This window comes from Arsukibacterium tuosuense, from assembly GCF_900215315.1.
Taxonomy (GTDB): domain Bacteria; phylum Pseudomonadota; class Gammaproteobacteria; order Enterobacterales; family Alteromonadaceae; genus Alishewanella; species Alishewanella tuosuense.
Window position 1 is genome coordinate 303235 of sequence record NZ_OBEB01000002.1, and the last position, 25533, is coordinate 328767.

10 protein-coding genes are annotated in these 25533 nt (G+C 50.9%); 8 read left to right on the forward strand and 2 right to left on the reverse strand.

Annotated features, from left to right (window positions below):
• The first annotated feature begins 64 nt into the window (after positions 1-64).
• The 3 genes from CRO03_RS05900 to CRO03_RS05910 all read left to right on the forward strand — a co-directional run bounded on the left by CRO03_RS05900 (position 65) and on the right by CRO03_RS05910 (position 6018).
• Positions 65-2929 (forward strand): TonB-dependent receptor, encoded by a 2865-nt coding sequence (locus CRO03_RS05900; RefSeq protein WP_097110694.1) that lies wholly within the window; start codon positions 65-67, stop codon positions 2927-2929.
• 131 nt (positions 2930-3060) lie between these two features.
• Positions 3061-4551, forward strand: a complete 1491-nt coding sequence (locus CRO03_RS05905; protein ID WP_097110695.1) for a tryptophan halogenase family protein — start codon at positions 3061-3063, stop codon at positions 4549-4551.
• An 18-nt stretch (positions 4552-4569) separates the two neighbouring features.
• A complete protein-coding gene (locus tag CRO03_RS05910; RefSeq protein ID WP_097110696.1) occupies positions 4570-6018 on the forward strand; it encodes an alpha-amylase family glycosyl hydrolase in 1449 nt (482 codons plus the stop codon).
• Between the two features lie 114 nt (positions 6019-6132).
• Here the strand turns inward: CRO03_RS05910 and CRO03_RS05915 are convergent, their stop codons facing one another.
• Positions 6133-7416: a pectin acetylesterase-family hydrolase gene (locus CRO03_RS05915; RefSeq protein WP_097110899.1), complete on the reverse strand. Its 1284-nt coding sequence runs from the start codon at positions 7414-7416 to the stop codon at positions 6133-6135.
• Positions 7417-7766: 350 nt separating this feature from the next.
• Here CRO03_RS05915 and CRO03_RS05920 point away from each other — a divergent pair, with 350 nt between their 5' ends.
• Both CRO03_RS05920 and CRO03_RS05925 read left to right on the forward strand, forming a co-directional pair.
• Positions 7767-8204: an OsmC family protein gene (locus CRO03_RS05920; RefSeq protein ID WP_097110697.1), complete on the forward strand. Its 438-nt coding sequence runs from the start codon at positions 7767-7769 to the stop codon at positions 8202-8204.
• 109 nt (positions 8205-8313) lie between these two features.
• Positions 8314-8562, forward strand: coding sequence for an HP1242/YdcH family protein (locus CRO03_RS05925; protein WP_097110698.1), 249 nt, complete (start codon positions 8314-8316; stop codon positions 8560-8562).
• A 98-nt stretch (positions 8563-8660) separates the two neighbouring features.
• On the opposite strand, the gene CRO03_RS05930 is transcribed toward CRO03_RS05925, so the two are convergent.
• A complete protein-coding gene (locus tag CRO03_RS05930) occupies positions 8661-10088 on the reverse strand; it encodes a hypothetical protein (RefSeq protein WP_097110699.1) in 1428 nt (475 codons plus the stop codon).
• A gap of 289 nt (positions 10089-10377) precedes the next feature.
• On the opposite strand from CRO03_RS05930, the gene CRO03_RS05935 reads away from it, so the two are divergent.
• The 3 genes from CRO03_RS05935 (at position 10378) to CRO03_RS05950 (ending at position 25447) form a co-directional block, all read left to right on the forward strand.
• Positions 10378-13224, forward strand: coding sequence for a TonB-dependent receptor (locus tag CRO03_RS05935; RefSeq protein WP_097110700.1), 2847 nt, complete (start codon positions 10378-10380; stop codon positions 13222-13224).
• Positions 13225-13295: 71 nt separating this feature from the next.
• On the forward strand, positions 13296-17288 hold the full coding sequence (locus tag CRO03_RS05940) for an alpha-1,6-glucosidase domain-containing protein (RefSeq protein WP_212682355.1): 3993 nt from the start codon (positions 13296-13298) through the stop codon (positions 17286-17288).
• A 431-nt stretch (positions 17289-17719) separates the two neighbouring features.
• On the forward strand, positions 17720-25447 hold the full coding sequence (locus CRO03_RS05950; protein WP_097110701.1) for an Ig-like domain-containing protein: 7728 nt from the start codon (positions 17720-17722) through the stop codon (positions 25445-25447).
• The last annotated feature ends 86 nt before the right edge of the window (positions 25448-25533 follow it).

Consider the following 25533-nt stretch of genomic DNA (forward strand, 5'->3'; position numbering starts at 1 on the left):
CGCTTGCGATAAGCCGGGAATGCTTTACTGCTGAACAATAACAACCTCACCGGGGATAAGGGTAATGAAAAACTTTAAACTGAATATGCTGACTGTCGCGCTGATTGCAGCCGGCGCCAGCTCTGCCGCTGTCGCGCAGCAAACGACTGATGCCAGCGAGCAGGCAAAAGAAGATAACATCGAAGTGATTGCTGTCACGGGCTATCGCGGTAGCCTGCAAAAAGCACAGGCAATAAAAATGAGCGAAAGCTCGGTGGTGGAAGTACTGTCAGCAGAAGACATTGGTAAGCTGCCAGACACCAGTATTGCTGAATCACTGGCCCGCTTACCTGGCCTGGCCGGCGAGCGCCGCAATGGCCGCACCAGCGGCTTGTCGGTGCGGGGCTTTAACGAAAACTACGTTGGCACCTCATTAAACGGCCGCGAGCTGTTAGGTATGGGTGATAACCGTGGCGTAGAATACGATTTGTACCCGTCTGAAATTGTTTCAACCGCCGTGGTTTATAAAACCCCGGATGCCACGGTAATGGCGCAAGGTATTGGTGGTACGATCGATTTACAAACCATCCGGCCGTTAACAGCAGAGCCGACGCTGACCTTCAATGCTAACTTTGAACAAAATGGCACCTCATCCGGCAACCCGGATTTTGACAACAGCGGCCACCGTTTCTCAGTAAACTTTGTTGATAAATTTGTCGACGATACTCTGGGCGTAGCCCTGGTGGTGTCGTCAATGGAAACCCCGCGCCAGGAGCAACAATTCCGTGGCTGGGGTTTTGCTAATGTTAACCTGGCCCGCAATGAAGACGGCAGCTTTGTCAATCCGCGCCGTGCTACCGACACGGTCGATGTGCCGGAAGGTACTGTTGTGTCAGGTGGTCACGATTCTTTTACCCGTTCAGCAATGCTGGAACGTGACTCGTTCGCTGCCATTGTTGAATATATGCCAAGCGACAAGCTGACCTTAAAGTTCGATGCCCTGTACATCGACTTTACTGAAAACGATGTGCGTCGTGGTCTGGAAGAAGGTGGTGCTGAGTGGGGTACCGGCGATTACACCATTACCGGTGTTGAGAATGGCCTGGTTACCTCGGGTTACTACGACGGTTTTCACTCAGTCGTACGTAACGATGCCCGTCGCCAGGAAGCAGACTTAATGACGTTTGGCTTAAACCTGGAGTATGAACTAAGCGACGACTGGACGGCGCAGCTGGATATGTCCAGCGGTAAAGTTGAAAAAACCATTACTGACGTTGAAAGCTACTCAGGTGTCGGCCGCGCCGGCATTGCTGGCCGGCCGCTGGCTGCCCGCTCTTGGGAATTGACTTCTACCGGCGTAATGTACAGTGATCACCCAACCCTGCCATCAGTGGATTATACCGACGCCAGCTTGATGCGTTTAGCCGGCCCGCAAGCCTGGGGCGGCGCGTTAAACCCAATCGAGCGTTTCCAGGGGCAGCCTGGGTTTGGGCCAGACACCGCACAGGATGGTTTTGTTAACCAGCCAATCTTTGAAGAAACCTTAGACAGCATCCGGCTGCAAGCCAATGGTTATGTTGACTGGGGTATTATTACCGCGGTTGAAACCGGTGTGGTATACCAGGAACGATCAAAAACCAAAATTAACAACGGCGCTTTCTTAACCGCGCCAAGCTGGCCGGGCGATGTGGCTATTCCTAACCCACTGGGTGTGGCCGATTTAAGCTTTATTGGTATTGAAGGTGTAACGGCATACGACAGCTTAGGCCTGTACAACAGCGGTTACTATATTGAAACCGATGCCGCCCTGCTGGAAAACGGCCGTTTTGGTGATACTTATAAAATTGACGAAGAACTGACTACGCTATTCGCCAAGTTTGATATGAACACCGAAATTGCCGGCATGATGGTGCAGGGTAACTTTGGCGTGCAGGTGGTTAACGCCAAGCAAAGTGGTGAAGGTTTCAGCACGACCAGTAACGCCCAGGGCTTTACCGTGGCCACGCCGGTCAGTGACAGCGATAGTTATACTGATATTCTGCCAACGCTGAACCTGAGTGTCGAAGTGGCTGATCGCCAGTATGTTCGTACCGCGCTGTCTAAAGTGATTAGCCGGCCACGGATGGACAACATGCGGCCGAACGCCCAGGTAACCTTCCAGTTTAATGATGGCAATATTCTGAGTGATGATCCGGAGAACAGCCCATGGGGTGGTAACGCCGGTAATACCCAGCTGAAGCCATTGGAAGCCAACCAGTTTGATTTAGCCTACGAGAACTACTACCACGATAATGGTTTCTTTGCCGCCAGCTTCTTCTTTAAAGATCTGAAAAACTGGCACCGCAATGAGACCGTGATCGCTGACTTCTCTGACGTCTATATTCCGGGTTTCCACCAGTCGTCTGATGCCACGGGTAACCAACCGCCAGCGTTATTTGTTGGTGGTATTTCCCAGGTAACCGATGGTTTACAGGGCTTTGTCCGTGGTTACGAGTTCCAGGCCAGTGTGCCGTTTGAAATTGTCCATGAGGCTTTAGATGGCTTTGGTGTGGTGGCCAGCGCCACCTTTATGGATGGCAAACTGGATGACGGCGGCCGGGTGCCGGGCTTATCAGAAGAAATTTATACCTTAACAGCCTATTACGAGTACAAGGGCTTTGAGTTCAGAATTTCAGGTACTAAGCGCGATGAGTTCTTAAGTGAAACCCGTGGCTTAAGTTTGTCACTGGCGACGGTTGAAGATCGCGGTGCTGAACTGTGGGATGCCCAGATTGGTTATGACTTCAGTGAATCTGGTATTGATGCACTGGACGGCCTGCGGGTTACCTTCCAGGTGCAGAATATCACTGATGAACCAACCTTAAAAACCAACGGTGCAGATGTCCGTCAGGTTACTGAGTACCAGAGCTTCGGCACTAACTATATGTTAGGCCTGAACTATAAGTTCTAAGGAATAAGTTCTGATAATTCTGCCAGGCCAGCCTGCTATAGTTAGGAGCTGGCTGGCCACAGGCAGAGCAGGTTCTCCCTGGTAAAAGCCCGGCCTGGTTTAAGGGCCGGGTTTTTTTTCGAGTACTTAATATGAACAACGCAGTTAAAAAAATCGTGGTATTGGGTGGCGGCACCGCTGGCTGGATGGCAGCAGCCTTACTGAAAAAAGTCTTGGCTGGCGCCATCGATATTGAGCTGGTTGAATCGGAAGACATCGGCACTGTTGGGGTGGGCGAGGCCACCATTCCGCCTATCCGCTTGTTTAATAATGTGATGGGGATTAACGAAGCAGAGTTTTTACGCGAAACCAAAGCCACCATTAAGCTGGCGATTAAATTTGATAACTGGCGGGTACCGGGCGAAGGTTATTTTCATACCTTTGGCGCGCCGGGGAAAAGCCTGGCATTTTGTCATTTTCATCATTTGTGGCTCCGGGCCCGCCAGCAGGGCAATAAAACCGATTTATGGCAATACGATTTAAACTACCTGTGCGCCATGGCCGGCAAGTTTGCGCCAATCAACGCCAAGGACAACATTCTGGAACTGCCCTATGCCTATCATTTTGATGCCGGCCTGTATGCCCGCTATTTAAGAAAGCTTAGCGAGCAAATGGGGGTGGTGCGCCATGAGGGTAAAGTACAGCAGGTATTTCAGCACCCCAATGGCGATATAAAGTGCCTGGTGCTGGACGATGGCCGCGAGCTGAGCGGTGATTTATTTATCGACTGCTCGGGCTTTCGCGGTTTACTTATTCAGGACAAACTTAACGCCGGTTATGACGACTGGAGTCACTTTTTACCGTGCGACCGGGCCGTGGCCGTGCCTTCTGAGCGCTTTGAAAAAACGCTGCCTTATACCCGTTCTATTGCCCACAGCGCCGGCTGGCAATGGCGCATTCCGTTGCAACACCGCAATGGTAATGGCCTGGTATACAGCAGTGCTCACTATACTGACGAGCAGGCCAGTGATTTAATTATGGCTAACCTGGAACGCAAAGCGCTGGCTGAGCCAAAGTTTCTGCGCTTTAAAACCGGTCGCCGCCGCCAGCAGTGGCAGCGCAATGTGGTGGCAGTAGGCCTGGCCAGTGGCTTTTTAGAGCCACTGGAGTCGACCAGTATTCATCTGATCCAGTCCGCTGTAGTGCGGCTGATCCAGCTGTTTCCGCACAATGGTATTTGCCAGAGTGCGGTGAACGAATACAACCGGCAATCCGAGCTGGAATATACCCAAATTCGCGACTTCCTGATTTTGCACTACCACGTTAATGAACGCAGTGACAGTCAGTTCTGGCGCGATATGCAGCAGTTAGCCATTCCGGACAGCTTACGTCAGAAAATGGCCATTTTTGCCGATAACGGCCAGCTGTTTCGCGACCAGAACGATTTATTTCTGGAAAGCTCCTGGCTGCAGGTGATGTTGGGCCAGGGTATTGAGCCAAAAGATTACCACCCGATCGCTAATAATTTCAGCCCGGAAAAACTGCGCGATATGCTGGCGAATATTCAGGCGATTAAGCAGGAACCGTTAAGTAAGCTGCCGGATCATGATACTTACATTCAAACCATGATTAACCGCAGCTAACCACAGAAGGATGATGCTATGACGACCTCACTATTTAAAGCAGGCTTAGGCTTGCTTGCCGCTTTACTGTTAAGCAGTTGCGCTGGCAGTACCCTGTCCGGTAGTACTGATAGCGGCAAGCCGCTTGCAGACAACACGGAAGCCGCCATGACCGACAGCACGAATGAGCGCTATCAACCAGAACCGTACGTTAAACTCAGCCACCCAAAGTGGAGCAAAGATGCGGTTATTTATCAGATCAATACCCGCCAGTTTACCGCTGAAGGTACCTTTGCCGCCGCGCAGCAGCAACTGCCAAGGTTAAAAGCGCTGGGGGTGGATATTCTGTGGTTAATGCCTATTCAGCCGATTGGCGAGGTGAACCGTAAAGGCAGCCTGGGCAGCCCTTATTCAATAAAAGATTACTATGGGGTAAACCCGGAGTTTGGTACCAAACAGGATATTAAAGCCTTTATTGCCGCTGCTCACCAGCAGGGTATGTACGTTATTCTGGATTGGGTAGCCAACCATACCGCCTGGGATAACACCTTAGCTGAGCAAAACCCACAGTGGTATATCCGCGACTGGAAAGGCGACTTCCGGCCAACCCCGTGGTGGGACTGGAGCGATATTATCGAGCTGGATTACAGCCAGCCCGGCCTGCGCCAGTATATGACAGACGCGATGAAATACTGGGTTAAGGAAATTGGCTTTGATGGCTTTCGGGCCGACGTAGCTGGCTTTGTGCCACTGGATTTCTGGGAGAATGTGCGCAGCGAACTGGATCAGATTAAACCGGTATTTATGCTGGCCGAATTTGAAGGCCGCGATTTTCATGCCGAGGCCTTTGATGCCACCTACGGCTGGACCTGGCACCAGGCGGTGCATGCCGTGGTGACCGGTCACGCCGACGTTAACAAGTTATATGTTTACTATTCGTGGAATGAAAAATACTTTCCACAGCAGGTCATGCGCTTACTGGGCACCAGCAACCATGATCAGAACGCCTGGGAAGGCACCGAGTTTGAAATGTTTGGCGAGGCGTTGCCGGCCGTCAGCGTATTATCTTTTGTCAGTGAAGGCATTCCAATGCTGTATAACGGCCAGGAAGCCGGTAATGAAAAACGGCTGGAATTCTTTGAGAAAGACCCGATTGTCTGGCGTGACCATGCCAATGGTGAGTTGTATAAAAAGTTGATTCAGCTGAAAAAATCGCAGTCGGCGCTTTGGAATTCAACCTGGGGTGCCCGGATGATCCCGGTCCATAATAGTCAGGCCAATCAGGTACTGAGTTTTGTGCGCCAGGATGACAACAGCAAGGTATTTGCTGTCTTTAACTTTTCAGATACACCCCGGCAGGTTAGTTTTAAAGCCCACTTACACCATGGTAATTACCAGGAATATTTTACTGGCAGCAATGCTGAATTTTCAGCTGATACTTCGCTGACACTGCCGGCATGGGGTTATAAGGTCTATATCAAACGCTGAGCCAATATTAAACTTTGCCAGATGGCAGTATTTACAGCAGCACCTGGCTCATCGATTTGGCCAGCAATTAGCAAGAGTGGATACACCTCTTGTTAATGGCTGGCCTTTGCAAGTTTAATCTGAATACTTGACGCTGTGCGCTTTAAATTTACCTGATTTTACAAAGCGATCTAACCATTTTGTAAATTTCACATTTGCTGCACTCTGCTCCTGATAAAACGGATGAGGCACGTCGGGCGTGGCAAATTCATCTGTCAGGATAGTGTGAACATTGCCGCTGCCAATATAGTACTGGTAGTTAGTTGTTGTCTCAGATAGCAAGGCTAACGTCGCTTCCATTCTGGCATTCCACTCGGCAAAGTATAAATAGTCAGACTCGGTTATGCCCCACGAAAAAGGATTACTGTTACCCAGATCATTTTGGTCCATAATTTTTAAAAACTGTACTTGTACCCAGTCGAATTGCGTCGTGTACTGCGCGAATCGACTTTGTGGGTAGGCCCCGCTCAATTTTGTGAAAATGTCAGAGTTAAAATCCAATGCGTAATATGTCGTTAATGCTTCACTAAACAGCAGCGGCAGGCTCGCCTCAACATTCCAGACCTTATCGTAATCAAGCACACTATCGATAAAACCCTGGGTTACAATAGCCTCAGAAGCATCGGCAAATAACGCGCTGTCTGCTTCAGGAAAGGCGGTCTGTAAATAAGGAAAATTCAAGGTTGCACCATAACCACCAGCGCTTGAGCCAGTTACCAATAACTTCTTAATTTTTTTCTGCTTCTTACCCTCTGTATGGTTTTTCAACCATTCTCTGACGGCCATAAAATTATCAAAACCACGGTGTTTAACGGTTACCGGAGCCCCCGGATAGCCGGTTATCGTGCCGTCTACATCTGTATATACAGTATCACTCGACCCAATGTGGATATCGCCGGTGCAATAAGGAATATATACCTTACTCCAGTCTTTAAACGGGTTATCTTTTTCGTTATCGTCAAAAATTCCGCCCGCGTTTATCGGCGAATTTTCGGCCAATATTGACGGGTTATAAGCCGGGCGGGCTTCCGGCACACCTGCCAGGGCCAGTGAAGCAACACAGGTTGCATCGTTCCAGCAAGCACCGCCACCATTAAAGAAGACTAACAGGTTTTTATTTTTGCCTTGTTTAAAATAAAAGTGAAACGCGTTATCCAGAGGTTCGCCGTTAATTGGGTTTGCTACTGTGTCAAAAGCACAGCTGGGGCTAATCGTTTTCGTGATGCCCTGGTCATCAATGATTTCCATTTCTGCGGCAACCGGGATCAGCTGCCACTCAGATGCCCCGGCTTTACCCTGAGCGCAAGTAGTTATCGGGGCCAACGATAATACTGCAACAAGCCATAAAGTTCTTTTCATATCAGCGTCCATTTTAATATTAAGAATTGCCGGGCGTTATTGCCTTTATCAAAGATAGTTTACCTATAAGAATAAACATATAACATTTGTTAAATTTATTTAGCTATTTAGTGCGGATAATAATAGGCATGAGACTTAAAAGATCTGACGCTAAGTTACCGCTGGCAAATAGAAAAGTTCGGCAATTTTTACAATTATGCGCTGCCAGCGTGAATTCTTTACCGTGCCAGCCGCAGCATAGAAAGACTAAACACCCGATTGGCGTGGCCTTGGCAAAGTGGAACAGCTTTTGCTGACTATACTTAACTGGATGTAACACAAACAACTGTTAGCAATAAAAGGAGAACGACATGGCAATTATCAATTGGGCAACAGCAACCTATGAAGGTCTGGGCAAAGATGGCAAAGGGCATGTTTCCACCCAGTCAGGCGCGTTAAAAGACCAACCTTACGGCTTTAATACCCGGTTTGAAGACAAGCAGGGCACCAACCCCGAAGAGCAAATTGCTGCAGCACATGCTTCCTGTTTCACGATGGCATTATCCTTTGGCCTGGCCAAACAGGGCTTCAGCAAAGGGTCCTTAAGCTCCAAAGCCAGCATCACTCTGGTCAAAGACGGCGACGGCTTCACCATCACAAAATCTGAAATTAAGTTAGACGCCAAAGTACCGGGTATCAGTGGTGAAGAGTTTGAAAAAGCCGCAGTGGAAGCAAAACTAACCTGCCCGATCTCAAGGTTATTAAACTGCGACACTACGCTGGATATTATGTCTTTTGAAGGCAGTTAATTGCTGCATATTGCCCGGGCAGAGGTCTGTTGATCTGGATCAGGCCATGGGCACTGGCATTGCGTTAAAGTAGTGGCATCACCAACACATACCGTTAGGGGTACTGTTAATGTTAAATGAGAAGCACGATTTAATTCATGAATTTCCAGAACACAAAGCGTTGATTCATACCTTAAAAATGGAAAACAGCCATTTTGCCCGGTTATTTGATGAATATCATGATGTTGATCATGAAGTGCGGCGGATTGAGACCGGCGCAGAAACAACAGCAGATGAGTATCTGGAAACACGCAAGAAGCAAAGATTGCTGCTAAAAGACCAGCTGTTTGAGATGATTCAAAAAGAACTCACTGCTTAATTTACTTCAACCTGATAAAAATCGCTGATCGCATTACGCTGTCAGCGATTTTTTTGTTAAAGCTTTATGGGTTTTTGCTCGAAGCTGGGTATCCGGAGCTAGTTTTGCTTCATAGTGGCGTTCTGCCATAAATTCTGGTGGGCCGGATCGGTAAAAAACTGCTCGGGCTGCCAGCAGCGCGGCAGTAGTTTTCGAAGATAACGCGCTTCGCCGTCCTGATATAACGCGTTAAGCAATGCTTTGAGACGATGCTCGGGCAGTACCTCCAGCCGTTCGCGGGCGGCTTTAAAATACAGGTTGTAATCGGTCTGCAGGCTGATGTCTATGCCGGTATTGCGGTACTGCTGCTGACGGCTGACCACCCGGCAGTTTGGCTGCTCGGGCTTTTGCGGGTAAAGGCCGTTAACAATGGCAAATTCATAGCGGTCCTGTGGTTGATTATCGGCAGCCAGCGGGGTAAACACCACGCCATAACCCTGCGGAAATAAGCCGGTTATCCGAAGTAGTTGATCAACCAGCAGGCCATTGTATTCATTCCTTCTGGCGCCCTCGCGCATTAATAATGCGGCTTTGGGCAGCAAGGCGTAGTTAAAACGCTGCCGGCCCGGCAACACAATAGAGGCATACACCTGCGGCACCTTTAACAGGCTGCCAAACAGGGTTTTATCAGCAGGATTTAGCTGCAACAACTGACTTAGCCAGTGCAACCGTTGCTGCTGGGCGGCAAAGTACTGTTCGCGCTCGGCTTTATCATTGCCTTTGTATGGCGCTATACCAAAGCCTTGCTGTAATAATGCCAGACTGGCTGCGCTGCTGACTTGCAGCAGCCTTTCGCGCTCGTCCAGATTTAACGGTCTGCCAGAATCAAACTGGGCTAGTTCGCCCTGAATTATGCCCAGAGCGTCCGGGTGCAGTAGGCCGATATCCTGCAGCAGCACTGCCATAACAATAGGTAATTGCACATGCTGGCGGTACGGGCAGTCATCCGGTGCCTGGCGGTTGCGCAATTGGTAGTGGCTGACCAGGGCCGGCTCATCGAGCAACTGCTGAGCCAGTAAATGATCCAACAGCCGCAGGCTCAGTACTGCCCGGTATAATGGTTTATAGGCAAACTGTACCAGTTCACGCTGGCGCTTGGCAGTCGGCACCATAATTTGCAGGCAACCGAGTAAGCGGGCACTGAATGCCAGGGTTTCACTGTTGCTTTCCCCCTCAGATAGCTTGAGCAGCTGCTCGGCCAGCATATGTAAATCGGCCCAGCGCATCAGCCTGGCCCGTTCGTCCTGGTACTGAAGTTCGCTGTAATGCTGCCGTGCCTGCTGGCGTTCTGCCTGACTGACACTGGCCGCCTGTTGCAGTTGCTGCCAGCGCTGTTCGGCTTTTTTCAACTCAGCCTGCTGCTGGCGGTAACTGGCAAAAAAAGCTTTGCTGCGCTGATAAAAGCAGCTGGCTTCACTGGAATACAATACCTCCAGCAAACGTTCCAGCCTGTACACCATTACCGAGCTTTTAGCTGTTTTTTTCACCTGACGGTTTCCTTATTGCTGGGCCAATAGTCATAGCATCTTGCAGGCTAACATAGCCTGAGTTACGGCTAATGAAAAGTCTGTAACCGGTTGCACCATTTTGGTTACCGGCAAATGACCGCTGCGCCATTTTAGCGCTTGTGAATACGTATTCATATTGCCAGTTGCCCCAAATAGGTTAATAACTAACCTTACAACAATTATGGCTGCATTATTTCGTGCCCGAGTCGGTTGGCCCGTATCGCATGGAAAGCGCAACCAACAATAAAAACAAAACGGGGACGAGAGTATGAATAAGTTTAAGCTTAGTCTGCTTAGCCTTGCTGTCAGTACAGCAGGGCTAAGTTCGTTGGTGGCTGCCCAGCAACAGCCACCAGCAGAGGAGCCGGTGGCCGAAGAGCAGCAGGTTGAAGTAATTCAGGTGCGCGGTTTTGCCAGTAGCCTGTTTCGCTCGCTCGACAGTAAACGCTTTGGCGATGTGGTCTCTGAAACCATTTCCGCCGACGATTTAGGTGCACTGCCCGATGTATCAATAGCCGACGCACTGACCCGTTTACCGGGCATTTCTGCGGTGCGGACCGGTGGTCAGGCCGCCGAAATAAACATTCGCGGTATGTCAGGTGGCTTTGTATTTTCCACCTTAAATGGCCGCGAGCAGGTTTCAACCAGCGGCAAGCGTAACATCGAATTTGACCAGTATCCGTCGGAGCTGATTAACTCGGCGGCGGTATATAAATCGCCGAAGGCTTCGTTAATTGAAGGCGGGGTTGCCGGTACCGTTGAACTGAAAACCACCAGTGTGTTGCAGAACGACAAAGATCACAGTTTTAACGTTAACCTGCGTGGTATGTTTAATGACCGCGCTGATGAAGTGCCAGACGGCCAGGATACCGGCCATCGCTTTAGTTTTTCCTATCAGGGTAAATTTCTCGATAATACGCTGGGCCTGGCGCTGGGTTATGCCCGCCTGTATCAACCCAGTGTTGCTACCCAGTTTATTGGTCTGGCCTATAACGGCCAGAAAGATGTGGCCGGTGATGAGCAAAACGAATTTATCAGTGAAGGCTTTGAAATTCAGCATTTAGGCGGTGAAGAAACCCGCAACGGTTATCTGGGTTCTATTGAATGGCAACCGCATGACGCCTTTAGTTTAAAAGCCGATGCCTTTATTTCGCAGTTCGACAAAGAGTCTTTTGCCCGTGGTTTCAGGGTGAAGTTCGGCGGTGACGCCGCAGCGGTAGGTAACCCGGTGCTGAATAACCGCTCGGTGATTGGCGGTACCTTTAACCGCACATCGCAAAGCTTTACCCGGGTAGAAATTGTTAACGACGACAACCGCGACTATGACGAAGTGAAAAGCTTCGGTATTGCTGCCAACTGGGATATTAACGACCGCACTAACCTGGTATTCGACGTATCGCACTCCACTGCCAGCAGTGATTTCAGAAACGGCCTGCTGTGGGCGCTGGTGGCTGAGGATGCCACTGTTGCCGCACCGCAGCTTGATACCAATGTGTCGATCTCGTACTTACTGAATGGCATGAACCTGCCGGATATTGGTTTTAATCAGGCGGATGCCTTTTCTGATATTGATCGGGTAATGGTCAGCAAGTACGGTATTTACCCCTTTGTAAACAGTGATGAAGTCAATGCAGTTAAACTGGACCTGAGCTATGACCTCGATTTACCAGTTGTCCGCTCATTTGAAGTGGGTGTGCGTTTCTCTGAGCGCACTTACAGTAATGACCGCTCGGTATTTGAATACGGCAGCGATGGCGCCTTTTTAAACTCGCAGCCACCGCTACAGTTAACCGCAGATATGGCAACAGTGGTCGATTTTCAGGGCGACTTTGCTAATTATCCCAGCTACCTGGCTATCGATCTGGATAAGGCACTGACCGCCTGGTTCCCGCAAGGGGTGCCACAACCGGTACAAACCTGGGGTGCCGGCAATGTCGGCGTGGTTAATCGTGACCCGACCTCGAACGTCGATACCAGCTGGTCGGTATTGCAAAGTGGTGAGGTCTACGAAGATGTGCTGGCCGCTTACCTGATGGCTAACCTGGATACCGAAATTTTCGATTTACCACTAACCGGTAATGTCGGGGTGCGCAGGGTAACATCGGACCAGTCGGCAACCGACTTAACCGATGTCGGCGGTGATGTGCTGCGTGGTGCTCAGAATATTACGGACGACGCCGGTCTGGTTAATAACCAGTATGCGCAAAGTATTCTGGGTGACAAATACACCCACTATCTGCCCAGCATCAATTTAAACTTAAACCTGACTGAAAACACTTATCTGCGTTTTGCGGCGGCTAAAGTAATTTCACGGCCACCAATTAACCGCCTGGCGTCGAATACCTCTATCAATATCAGCGATGATGGTGAAATTAACGGTTCCAGCTCAAACAGCCCGTTTTTACGGCCATTTGAGGCTAACCAGTACGATTTATCTTACGAGTACTATTTTGGCAGCGGAGCTGTAGTCGCGGCGTTGTTTTATAAAGATATTCAGAACTTTATCAACGATTTTACCATTCAGGAATTTGATTTCGCTGGCGCAGGCTTTGCCGTGCCGGATGTGATTGTCAATGAAGACGGCGTACCGCGGGCTACCTTTAACGGTGCCTTCTCTACGGCTGTTAACAACGACCGCGGTGGTTACATCCGCGGCCTGGAGTTGGCCTACACCCACGTGTTCGACTTTTTACCTGATTTCTGGTCGGGCTTAGGGGTTAGCGGCAGTTATTCTTATACCGAAAGTGAAGTGGAACTGATTAATACCCTGGGCGGTGAAGCCATTACCACCACCTTTGAAGGTTTATCAAAAAATGTCTTTAACGGCACCCTGTTCTGGGAGCATGAAGGCGTAGAGGCGCGGGTTAATGCCCGTTACCGTTCACCCTTTGTGTCGAGCCAGGTGGGTATAGATGAACAAATTACCAACTTCGACAGTGAGTTAGTGGTTGATATGCAATTTGGTTACGAGTTTAACGACAACCTGAAGCTGTTGTTCCAGGTAAATAACCTGACTGACGAGCCGACCAAAAGTTATTTTGGCCAGAAGGCTCAAACCGGAACCTTGCAGTTTTTCGGCAGGCAGTACTTTGTCGGTGCCGTGTACTCGTTTTAACCCAGCATAACGCTACAGCGTAGGCCAAGCCTGCTGTGGCGGGAAACAGAATAATCTGGAGTAAAAGAATAATGTTTAATCCAACAATGTTTAACCTAACAAGCCTGTTCAGGATAGGCGCACTGACTCTGACGGTCAGTGTATTAGCTGCGTGTGGCGGTGATTCAACCGAACCTGGTGAAGTACTGTTAACCTGTAATGTACCGCAAATACCGGATGCCAGTGGCAGCCAATGTATCGACCCGCCACCCATTTCCTGCCCGACCGGCACCTTTCCCGATGTCGATAATGAAAGTTGTGTCAGTGGCCGCGATCCCAATGCCCCCGCCCCGGTGGTCATGGCAGGCGAAAATCAGGCGGTGCTGTTTTATAACCGGCCGCAGGACGATGCTTACGATGGCTATCGCTTACACACCTGGAACAACGAAGCCTGTGATGCCTATGCCGCATCGTCTATTGCTGCTGCCTGGTCGAATGGTCTGATCCACGATGGTGTTGACCCGAATTACGGCGCGTACTGGGTGCTGGATTTAAAACCGGGTTATGCCGGTACTGAGGGCGCCTGTGGTAATTTTATTATCCATATTGGTACCGAAGACGCTGGTAAAGACCCGGGCCCGGATATGCAAATGCCGTTATCGCAGGACGACCCGGACTTTGCCCGGATGAACTGGGTGTTCTCCGGTGTCAACGGCGTATTTGAGTTCCCGATATTATCGTTAGGCGTCAGTATTCAGGGTGCAGCCGGTCACTGGTTAGACACCAATACCTTTATCTGGAACGCCACAGCTGCCGATACTGCACCAGTGGTTAAACTGTTTCACTCAGCCGATGCCGACCTTGAAGTTAATAACAACGACGAGCTGGAAGGCAGCAGTATTGAACTGACGCCAGCCGAGCTGAGCGATGAGCAAAAAGCCCTGGTGCCGCACCTGGCTAATGCGGCCGCATTCAGTGTTGATTTTACCGCAGATGAAGCCAAAGCCATGGCGAAAAACCAGCTGGCACTGGCTGCCTATAACAGCGACGGTGAACTGGTTGCCGCCAGTTATGTCCAGGTTGCCAAGGTGCTGGATGCTTTATATGCCAGTAGTGATAACAGTGCGCTGGATGCCAGTTTAGGGGTGCATTATGCCGACGGTAATATTACCGCTGCCGTATGGGGCCCGACCGCACGCAGCATGACCTTAAAAGTGTACAACGACGACAAAACTGTTGCAGCCAGCCATCCGATGAGCCTGGACGAGCAAACGGGTGTCTGGTCGTATTCCGCTGCCAGCAGTGCGCTGGATCGTAAATTCTACCGTTATGAAGTGACGGTATACCACCCGTTAACCCGGGCAGTGGAAACCATTGAAAGCACCGACCCTTACTCCGTCAGCGTGTCGACTAACGGCCGTTACAGTCAGTTCGTTAATCTGGCCGATGCCGACTTAGCACCAGAAGGCTGGAGCGAACGCACTGTGCCAGTGGTAGCCAATCCGGAAGATATCGTGATTTACGAAGGCCATGTCCGCGATTTCAGCGTGCGTGACATGAGTACCAGTGAGGCGAACCGGGGTAAGTATCTGGCCTTTACTGAGATGGAGTCGGCGCCGGTAAGCCATCTGAAAAAACTGGCTGACAATGGCTTAACCCATTTTCATGTGCTGCCGTTAAACGATCAGGCCAATATAGAAGAGCGTGCCAACCGCCGGATCAACTTAACCGACACCGTAGCTGAGCTGTGTGCGTTGAACGCCGAGGCACCGGTCTGTGGCGTGGAGAGCGATAGCGCTACCCTGCTGTCATTACTGGAAGGCTACCTGCCATACAGTGATGATGCCCAGGCTCTGGTTGAGTCTATCCGCCGGATTGACGGTTTTAACTGGGGCTACGACCCGCATCACTTTATTGCGGTAGAGGGCAGCTATGCCTCTGATCCGGAAGGTGCCGTACGGATTAAAGAAGTGCGTGCCATGGTGAAAGCGTTAAACGACATTGGCCTTAGGGTCGCGCTGGATGTGGTCTACAACCATACCAGCAGTTCAGGCCTGTTTGATAACTCGGTGTTCGATAAACTGGTACCGGGTTATTACCATCGTTACAACGAGGTCAGCGGTGCGATTGAACGTTCAACCTGCTGTGAAAACACCGCCACCGAGCACAAAATGTTCGATAAGTTTATTAAAGACTCGTTAGTTATTTTAGCCCGCGACTTTGGCTTTAACGACTTCCGCTTTGACATTATGGGCCATCATCCGAAAGACAACCTGTTAGCCGCGCGCGAAGCGGTGCGGGCAGTAGATGCCAATACTTACTTCTACGGTGAAGGCTGGAACTTTGGTGAAGTCGCAGACAACCGTCTGTTCACCCAGGCCAAACAACAGGATATGGCAGGTAGCGAAGTGGGTACCTTTAATGACCGCATTCGGGAAGGCGTGCGTAGTGCCGCCATTTTCAGCGGGGTTAACGATGACGGCAATCTGGCTGAGCAGGATATTATCCGCATCAGCTTAGCCGGTACCTTAAAAGACTATGTGCTGAAAAACTATCGCGATATTACCGGCCCGGCGTCCAGCGCCAACTGGAATGGCCAGGCGGCAGGTTATGCGGAAGATCCGGCCGACATCATCAACTATGTGTCGAAACACGATAACGAAACCCTGTGGGATATTCTGCAAAGCCGTTTACCGGAAACGCTGAGTGTTACCGAGCGGGTGCGGGCCCAGAATATGGCCATTGCTATCCCGCTGATGAGCCAGGGTATTCCGTTCCTGCAAATGGGTGGCGACTTCCTGCGCTCAAAATCAATGGACCGCGACAGCTATGACTCAGGCGACTGGTTCAACTATGTTGATTTCACCATGCAAACCAACAACTGGGCGGTGGGCTTACCTAATGCCGAGAAAAACCGGGATAACTGGGACAGCATTGCCGGATTATTCCTGAACCCGCAAACCCAGGTTAGCGACACCGATATTATGTTTGCCTCCGATGTGTTTACGGAGTTCCTGGCAATTCGCAGTGGCAGCCCGCTGTTTAGGCTTACCACGGCAGACGATGTGATGGAGCGGGTTGGTTTTCATAATATTGGCAGTAACCAGACTCAGGGCGTTATCGTGATGTCAATTGACGATGGCTCCGGCTTGACTGATTTAGACCCGATGCATGACGCCTTAGTGGTAATGGTTAATGGCACCGCTCAGGAGCAGTCGCATACGGTACCTACGGCTGCCGGTTTTGACTTGCACCCGATGCAGCAGGCCTCGGTCGACAGCATGGTTAGCATGGCCAGCTTTACCGCTGGTACTGATGAAGGCACCTTTACCGTGCCGGCCTACAGCATGGCGGTATTTGTTAAAGCGCAGATGGGTGAGCAAGGCCCGGGCTTAGCAGCTGATGCCACCCTGGGCGCGCCGGATATTCCGCCGTATCAGGCCACTACCGTGTTTGTTCGTGGTGGCATGAACGACTGGGGTGAAGCCGATGCCTTTAACTATGATGGTGCGGGTATCTACACGGCAACCTTAAATATCAATGCCGGTAGCTATGAGTTTAAAGTAGCTTCAGGCGACTGGGCAACGGTGAACCTGGGGGCAGGTGCCGCCGGTAACCAGGTTGCAGTTGACACGCCAATTGTAATTGAGCCAAGTAACGATAACCTGTTGCTTACTGTCGATAGTAATTCGTCCTACGTGTTCACCTTAAATGCGGTTAACCCGGTAGCACCGGTGCTGACTGTCAGCGAATATGTACCTTATGGTGCTACAACGGTCTTCCTGCGCGGTGGCATGAATGACTGGGGTGAAGCAGATGCCTTTGAATACCTCGGCGCCAACCTGTACAGCGTAGATATCAGTATCACCGCCGGCAGCTACGAGTTTAAAGTGGCTTCCAGTGACTGGGCTACGGTGAATATGGGCGCAGGGCCGGATGGCGCTACGGTAACGGAGGACACCCCGCTACGGATCCAGGGTAGTAATGACAACCTGAATATGACGTTCGCCGACGATGCGGTATATAACTTCCTGTTAGATGCCACATTAACCGAAACGCCAGAGCTGACCGTTACCAAACAATAAGTTGGTAACTTAATTAAAAAAGCTGCAGCCCGTCTGCAGCTTTTTTGTTTTTGCACAGAGCAATTCGGATCTACGCCGGATTAATTACACTGTATATAAAAGCGCCAGGCCTTTGTTCATGCAAATAAAACGCAAACTTTATGGCTGTCGTCGGTCAGCCCGTTGCTGGTATTGCCGCTACTGTGGCTGGTATACAAACGCAGCCCTGCTTTCGGTGCTCGGCTGGGAGCAGCACTTACTGTAATGGGTGCGGCCCTGATATTACTGAAATAATCAACAGTAAACCCCGTAAATTTGAAAAATAAGAATGAACAAAAAGTGAACACGCCACTTGCGGTTAATAAGTTATTGGCACAGACTGTCGCTAAATACGCTCCTTCCACAACCTTTCCTGCCCTGGCAGAGTGCATAAATCATTTTGGAAATTTGTCATGCTGCAACATGTTTATAAAACGGCTCATGCCGTCAAGAATCTTATTGTCGGATTTTCGCATTCTTATTGGAAAATATTAATTGCAGGCAGTTTTTTTGCGATGGCATCCCATGGTGCTAATGCACAAAACCCATCTTTTGACTTCACAGCTGGCGATACCGTTACGCTGACGAATGCAGGCTCAGCACTGTCAAATCGGACAACATTTACACTGGAGTTCTGGGCAAAATTTACCAATGTTGGTGGGATCATTAATTTAGTGGATTTCACCGGTGGAGCTGATGCTGGTGGCCTCATACTGAACTCTGGAAGGTTAAATGTCGATATTGCTTGTGATTTTGGTTGCCTGACCGAAAGTAATGCCTTGTCGTTAAGCACAGGAACCTGGTATCACATTGCAGTTGTATTTGATAACGGAACTTGGGATTTTTATGTTGATGGTGCGGCACAGGGAACAAACGTTGCGGATGTAAGCGCCAATAATAGTATCCCTGATTATCTGGGAGCGGGAGTGACCAACCTGTTGTTTGGGTTGCAAAACCACGGAGCTGTCGATGATTTTGTTGGCAGTATTGATGATGTACGTTTGTGGAGTAGTGCGCGCACGCAATCGCAGATCCAAAACAACCGCAGCAATGAATTGGTGGGCAATGAATCAGGCCTGCTTGGTTATTGGAAACTGAATGAAAGTAGTGGTACGTCTGTAAATGACAGCCAAACCAATTCCGGCGTACTAAACGGTACCAGCAGTGGGATTGCATTTAATCCGACAGGGGCATTTGTTGTCGATGCTATTGCCCCAACGGTCACGTCCATTAGTTCCAGCACCGCCAATGGCACCTACAAGGTTGGTGACTCAATAATTATTCAGGTGAATTTTGATGAGTCAGTAACAGTGACCGGCACACCGCAACTTACACTGGAAACCGGCGCAACAGATCGCGCGACTAATTACGCCAGTGGCAGCGGCTCAAGTACACTAACATTTAACTACACAGTACAAGCCGGCGATAGCACGGCAGATTTAGATTACATCAGCTCGAGTGCCCTAACACTGAACGGCGGCACAATTAAGGATACCGCGACAAACAATGCTACCCTGACACTGGCAAGCCCGGGGGCGGCAAACTCCTTAGGCGCCAATAAAGCGATTGTTGTTGATGGTGTTGCCCCAACTGTGAGTAGCGTTAGTGTTCCAGCGAACGCAACCTATATCTCAGGCCAGAATTTAGATTTCACGGCTAATTTCAATGACAATGTCACGGTCAATACCGGAGGCGGTACACCACAATTATCCATTACTATTGGCGCGACAACTCGTCAAGCAACTTATCAAAGTGGTTCGGGAACCGGTGCATTATTATTCCGTTACACCATTCAAGCGGGAGAGTCGGATTCCAATGGTATTGCTGTTGGAGTCTTGAGCGCAAATGGCGGTACCTTGCGCGATGCTGCTTCTAATGATGCTAACCTGACCCTCAATAGTGTGGGTGCTACAACCTCGGTATTAGTTGATGCAACTGCGCCAGCAGTTATGTCCGTCACTGTTCCGGCTAATGCTACTTATACCGCAGGACAAAACTTGGATTTCACCATTAACTTCGGTGAAAACGTTACCGTTAATACCGGAGGCGGTACACCACAATTATCCATTACTGTTGGCGCGACAACTCGTCAAGCAAGCTATCAAAGTGGTTCGGGAACCGGTGCTTTATTATTTCGTTACTCCGTTCAAGCGGGAGAATCGGATTCCGATGGTATTGCTGTTGGAGCCTTGAGCGCGAATGGCGGTACCTTGCGAGACTCAGTTTCTAATGATGCTAACCTGACCCTCAATAGTGTGGGGGTAACAACCTCGGTCTTAGTTGATGCAGCCGCCCCCAGCGTCACCAGCATTGCCCCGACAGGGTCACCGGCGGGCAATGCGGCAAGCATCGACTTTGCCGTGGCCTTTGATGAGTCGGTCAACAATATTTCCACCGATGACTTTACCCTACTTACTACGGGTACCGCGGCGGGCTCTATTGCCGGCGTATCGGCAGCATCCGGCTCCAGTATCACCGTTTCCGTTAATACCATCACCGGTACCGGCACCCTGAAGCTGAACTTAAACGGCTCAAGCAATATTGCCGATGCGGCTGGCAATGGTGTAGCGGCTTACAGCAGTGGCACGACTCATAGCGTGGATCGCGATACACCTGCTGCGCCCAGTACACCAGATTTGGATGCAGCCTCGGATACCGGCGTATCTAATACCGACAACATCACCAGTGACAATACGCCAACCTTTACCGGCACGGCAGAGGTCAATGCTACAGTAACGGTGATGTCGTCGCTGAGCGGCACTTTGGGTACAACTACTGCCGATGGCTCGGGTAATTGGAGCTTTACCGCTGGTGTTATGGCCAATGGCAGCCACAACATTACAGCAACGGCAACTGATGCGGCGACTAATGTCAGCAGCGCCTCGGCGGCTTTGGCGGTCACTATAGATGGTCCGGTTACCGTCACCACCAATGCTGATGCCGGTGCCGATGCAACTATCGACGGCAGCCTGGCGGTTGATCTGGCCGATGGTGGCGGGCTGTCTCTGCGTGAGGCGCTTAATTATGTAGTGGCTAGCGGTACAGTCGATTTTGCGGTGGCATTGAACGCTACCACTATCACTTTGGGCGCGCCTTTAACCATTCCAGCGGGCATTACTATAGATGCAGATGCGCTGGGCACTGCCACTATTACCGGCAGTACTTTTACCCTGGCGGGCAGCCTCAGTTTGACCAATGGCAGTGCTGACCGGTTAACCCTGGGGACTGAATTGAGCGGAGCGGGTACCTTAACCAAAACCGGCGCTGGTCGCGTGATACTGACGAATACTAATAACAATGGTTACAGTGGCGATGTTACTGTAACCGCTGGTGAATTGTGGGTTGGCAGCGATAGTGCTTTCTCTACAGGCACCCTCATCCTGAATGGCGGTGTGCTGGGCAATAACATGGCCAGCTTTAATTTGGATAACCCCATAGTGCTGGGGGCCAGTGGCGGTGGCATTCAGGTATTAAACGCAGCACAAACCCTGACACTGTCCGGCAATATCAGTGGCAGCGGTGCTTTGAGTAAAACCAGTGGCGGTAATTTAACGCTAAGCGGCACTAATAGTTTCTCGGGTGGGCTATCTATTTCTGGCACCAATGGCGTGACAGCAGCGAATTCGGCTAATCTGGGTTCAGGTGCAGTCACGATCAATGCTTCCAGCTTGTTAACCGTTACCGGCGGCCCGCAAACAATTACTAATGCCATTGCGCTTGCCGGTGATGCCACTATCAGCAATACCAATTCACTGACTCTGGCTGGCGTGATCAGCGGCACCGGTGCGCTCAGCAAAAACGGCGCAGGGATACTAACCCTCAGTGGCAGCAATACAGCAACCGGCCAGGTTACTGTTACAGCGGGTCATTTGTCGCTGACTAACGGTAATGCACTGGCCGACACTGTGGCGGTATCAGTCAGTGCCGGCGCTAACCTGCTCCTGCCTAGCAGTAGCGAAACCATAGGCTCAGTGGCCGGAGCCGGTGATGTGAAATTGCTTGGCGCCACCCTCACGACTGGCGCAAACAATAGCAGTAGCAGTTTATCAGGTGTGATTAGCGGTTCAGGTTCGTTAACTAAAACCGGCACAGGCACTTTTACCCTTAGCGGAACCAGCAGCTTTAGCGGTGCGACTCAAGTGTCGGCGGGCACTTTACTGCTAACCGGTGACATAGCCAGCAGCTCGGGCATAACTATCGCCTCTGGCGCCACCTTAACTGGCACCGGTACAGCGCCTGCTGTTAGCGTTGCCGATGACGGCAATCTGTCACCCGGCAATGCCGGACCGGGACTGCTAACCGTGAACGGTAATCTGTTGCTTAACAGTGGTGCAAATCTGCTACTGGATATCACCGGTACGACTGCTGTTATGCAATACGATCGGTTAAATGTGGCAGGAACAGTATCGTTATCAGGCGCCAACATCTCAGCTACTCACAGCTATGTCGCCGCAAATGGTGATAGCTATGCAGTGATTAGCAATGATGGCGCCGACGCGATTACAGGCACCTTCTCGGGTATCGCTGAGGGCGGAACTTTTGTTGCCGGTGGTAACGCCAGCAACTTAGTTACCAGCTATGCCGGAGGTGATGGCAACGACCTTAGTCTGACAAATACCCTAGTGCCTGGCGCTCCCACCGCAGTAATTGCGGTGGCTGGCAATGGCTCAGCGCAGATCAGCTTTACTGCACCGGCTTCCAATGGCGGTTCGGCAATCAGTGGTTATACCGTAACCGCCAGCCCTGGCGGTATTACCGCAACGGGTGCCAGCTCACCAATTAGTGTTATCGGTTTAACCAATGGTACGGCCTATACCTTTACCGTTACCGCAACCAACGCCAGCGGTACCGGTGTAGCGTCTGCGGCGTCAAACAGCGTAACCCCACAAGCGCCAAATGCCGCACCAATAATTAGCGGCAGCCCGGCAACCAGCGTGGCACAAGGTACAGCGTATAGCTTTACCCCTACCGCCAGCGACGCTGATTCAGGCACCACGCTGACCTTTGCAATTTCGAACATGCCAGGCTGGGCCAGCTTTAACACGTCGACCGGCGCCTTAACCGGCACGCCAGCTAAAACCGATGTAGGTACCACTACCGGTATTGTGATTAGCGTCTCTGATGGCAGTTTAACGGCGGCATTGCCAGCCTTTAGCCTTACAGTAACAGCAGTGAATGCCGCACCGACTATCAGTGGCACTCCGGCTACTTCGGTTAATCAGGATGAAGCCTATAGCTTTACCCCTACTGCAACCGATGCTGATGAAGACACACTGGCGTTTAGTATTGTTAATAAACCGGTCTGGGCCACTTTCGATACAGCGACAGGCGCGTTAACCGGTACACCGGCAAAAGAACATGTCGGCACCACCAGTGGCATTGTCATCAGTGTCTCTGACGGCGAAGCCAATGCAGCGTTGGCGGCGTTTAGTATTGAAGTCAGCGCTGTCAATGCCGCACCAACTATTACGGGCACCCCGGCCACCTCGGTTAATCAGGATGAAGCCTATAGCTTTACCCCTACTGCAACCGATGCTGATGAAGACACACTGACGTTTAGTATTGTTAATAAACCGCTCTGGGCGGCTTTCGATACTGCGACAGGCGCGTTAACCGGCACGCCAGCCAAAGACGATGTGGGCACTACTTCAGGCATTGTGATTAGCGTATCGGATGGCGAGCTTAGCGCTGCATTGCCGGCATTTAACCTGCAAGTGGTGAATGTTAACGAGGCGCCTGAAGCGATCGACGACAACCTGACATTGTCATTTTCTATCAGCAACGTGTATCAGCTGGATGTACTGGCCAACGATACCGACCCCGATGGCGATAGCCTGAGTATTACGTTCGCGACGGCCAGTATTGGTAGTGTCACGATCGCGGATAATCAACTACGTTTTAGTGCGCCGGACAACTTTAGTGGCACAGCCAGCCTGAACTACAGCATTAGCGATGGTGAGTTTAACGCCAGCGCCAATGTTATGCTGCAGATTGATGGCACCAACCCGGATGCGCCAGTGATTACCGTGCCGGATGATTTAACCGTTAATGCCACTGGCCTGTTCACGAAAGTGAATGTGGGTGTTGCCGTTGCGCTTGATCGTAATGGCAACCGTCTGCCGGTAGTGCTGGATAAGAATACCCTGGTATTTAGTCCGGGTGAGCATCTGTTATATTGGTCTGCCACCGATAGTGATGGTGTAAGCAGCACTACAACTCAGTTATTGCGGGTGTTGCCGCTGATATCAATAAGCAAAGCGCAGACTGTAGCTAATTACAGTGCGGTAACCGTTGACGTAGTTCTAAATGGCCCATCGCCGGTTTATCCGGTTGACGTCAGCTATAGTGTCAGCGGCTCGGCCGGGGCGGGTGACCATGACCTGGTTGCCGACACCGTGAGTATTGCCTCCGGAGCGCGCGCTGGCATTAGCTTTAATGTCTATGCTGACCTGACAAGCAACGCAGCGAAAGACCTGCTTATTGCCCTGGACAATGGCCCGAATTTGGCTGCCAATGCCAGTACTACCGTCACTATTACCGATGGTAACGTGCTACCAAAAGTTAACCTGGCAGTAATGCAGCAAGGTACTGCAACCTCGCTGGTCTCTCCTGCAGGGGGGGAGGTAACGGTAATAGCGACCGTAACCGATGCCAACGTGGCTGATACGCATAGCTTTGACTGGCAACTGCCTAGCAGCATCGCGTTTAGCGAAGACGGTGCAGCCATAAGTTTCGACCCGGCTGACCTGTCAGGTGGGTATGAGGTGTTGGTAACCGTAACTGATTCGGCGGACTTTTGGGTGCAGGCGAGGGTATATTTCCGGGTTATCGCCGCCTTACCCGTGCTGGATGCCAATAGCGATACCGATAGCGACGGTATCAGCGACGCGCTTGAAGGTATTGGCGATAATGATGGAAACGGCATTCCGGATTATCTCGATAATATGCCGTCGCCCAATATTCTGCCGCAGCAAATCAATACCACCAGCAGCTACCTGGTTGAGTGCGACCCTGGTGTCCGTTGTGGCCTGGGATTATTTGCCCTCAGTGGCAGCTCCGGCGGCGTGCAAATTCTTATCGATGAATTGGATTCGCTAAACGATTTAACAACCGACCCGGCCTTTGAACCCGTCGGCGGGATCTTTGATTTCGCCATACGTGACCTGCCGACACCGGGACAATCGGTACGGGTAGTGTTACCGCAGCAAAGCGCCGTGCCACAAGATGCCGTGTATCGCAAATTCCAGCGAGGTAACTGGGTAAGCTTTATTACCGATGCCAACAATGCACTGCATTCGGCTGCCGGTAATCCCGGTTATTGCCCACCACCAGGCGCGGCCGACTGGCAACCCGGCCTGACAGCCGGTCACTGGTGTGTGCAGCTCACCATTGAAGACGGCGGCCCGAACGATGATGATGGCCTGGTCAACGCCGCGGTTGTTGATCCGGGCGGCGTATCAATGCAGCGCAGCGACAATGCCAAACCTGTCGCTAATGCTGACAGCTACAACCAGCAGTGGAACCAGACGCATCAGTTAATGGTGCTGGACAACGATACCGATGCAGATGGCGATAGCTTAACCATCAGCCAGGCGTTTACCGCCTTTGGTGACGTTACTATCAGTGACGATGGTTTAAGCCTGTGGTATACCCCGGCGCAGGATTTTATTGGTACTGACACGTTAAGCTACACCATCATCGATGGCAACAATGGTAGTGGCAGTGCAACAGTAAATGTGACGCTGTATTACAACCAGGCACCGACGATTAGCAACAGCAGTGCAAGAACCGATGATATGACTGCAATTAACATTGATGTGCTAAGCGATGCGTCGGACGTCGACGGCGATACGTTAAGCATTGCCAGTGCCAGTGCGCAAACCGGTAGTGTCAGCATTACCGCAGAGCAGCAGTTGCGCTACACGCCTAAAGCTGGTTTTAGCGGTACCGACGTTATCACTTTCAGCGTCAGTGACAATCGTGGTGGTGTTACAAGCGCCAGCGTGAGTATCAGCGTAACGCTAAAACCGCGCCCGGTTGAGCCACCTCCGGCGAAGTCGTCTGGTGGTAGCATGCACGGCCTGCTATTGCTACTGCTCTCAGCCTTGCTGGTTATCCGCCGAAAATACCGCGCGGTATAGTGAGTAAAACAGGGCGCTTTAGGGCGCCTTTGTTTTATCTTGCACAGTACGACTGCGACCAATAAAAAGCTGGCCTATACTAATGC

Coding starts and splice junctions, on each gene's coding strand:
- CRO03_RS05905 (WP_097110695.1), top strand. CDS start 3,061: ATGAACAACGCAGTTAAAAAAATCGTGGTATTGGGTGGCGGCACCGCT.
- CRO03_RS05935 (WP_097110700.1), top strand. CDS start 10,378: ATGAATAAGTTTAAGCTTAGTCTGCTTAGCCTTGCTGTCAGTACAGCA.
- CRO03_RS05925 (WP_097110698.1), top strand. CDS start 8,314: ATGTTAAATGAGAAGCACGATTTAATTCATGAATTTCCAGAACACAAA.
- CRO03_RS05915 (WP_097110899.1), bottom strand. CDS start 7,416: ATGAAAAGAACTTTATGGCTTGTTGCAGTATTATCGTTGGCCCCGATA.
- CRO03_RS05910 (WP_097110696.1), top strand. CDS start 4,570: ATGACGACCTCACTATTTAAAGCAGGCTTAGGCTTGCTTGCCGCTTTA.
- CRO03_RS05940 (WP_212682355.1), top strand. CDS start 13,296: ATGTTTAATCCAACAATGTTTAACCTAACAAGCCTGTTCAGGATAGGC.
- CRO03_RS05950 (WP_097110701.1), top strand. CDS start 17,720: ATGCTGCAACATGTTTATAAAACGGCTCATGCCGTCAAGAATCTTATT.
- CRO03_RS05920 (WP_097110697.1), top strand. CDS start 7,767: ATGGCAATTATCAATTGGGCAACAGCAACCTATGAAGGTCTGGGCAAA.
- CRO03_RS05900 (WP_097110694.1), top strand. CDS start 65: ATGAAAAACTTTAAACTGAATATGCTGACTGTCGCGCTGATTGCAGCC.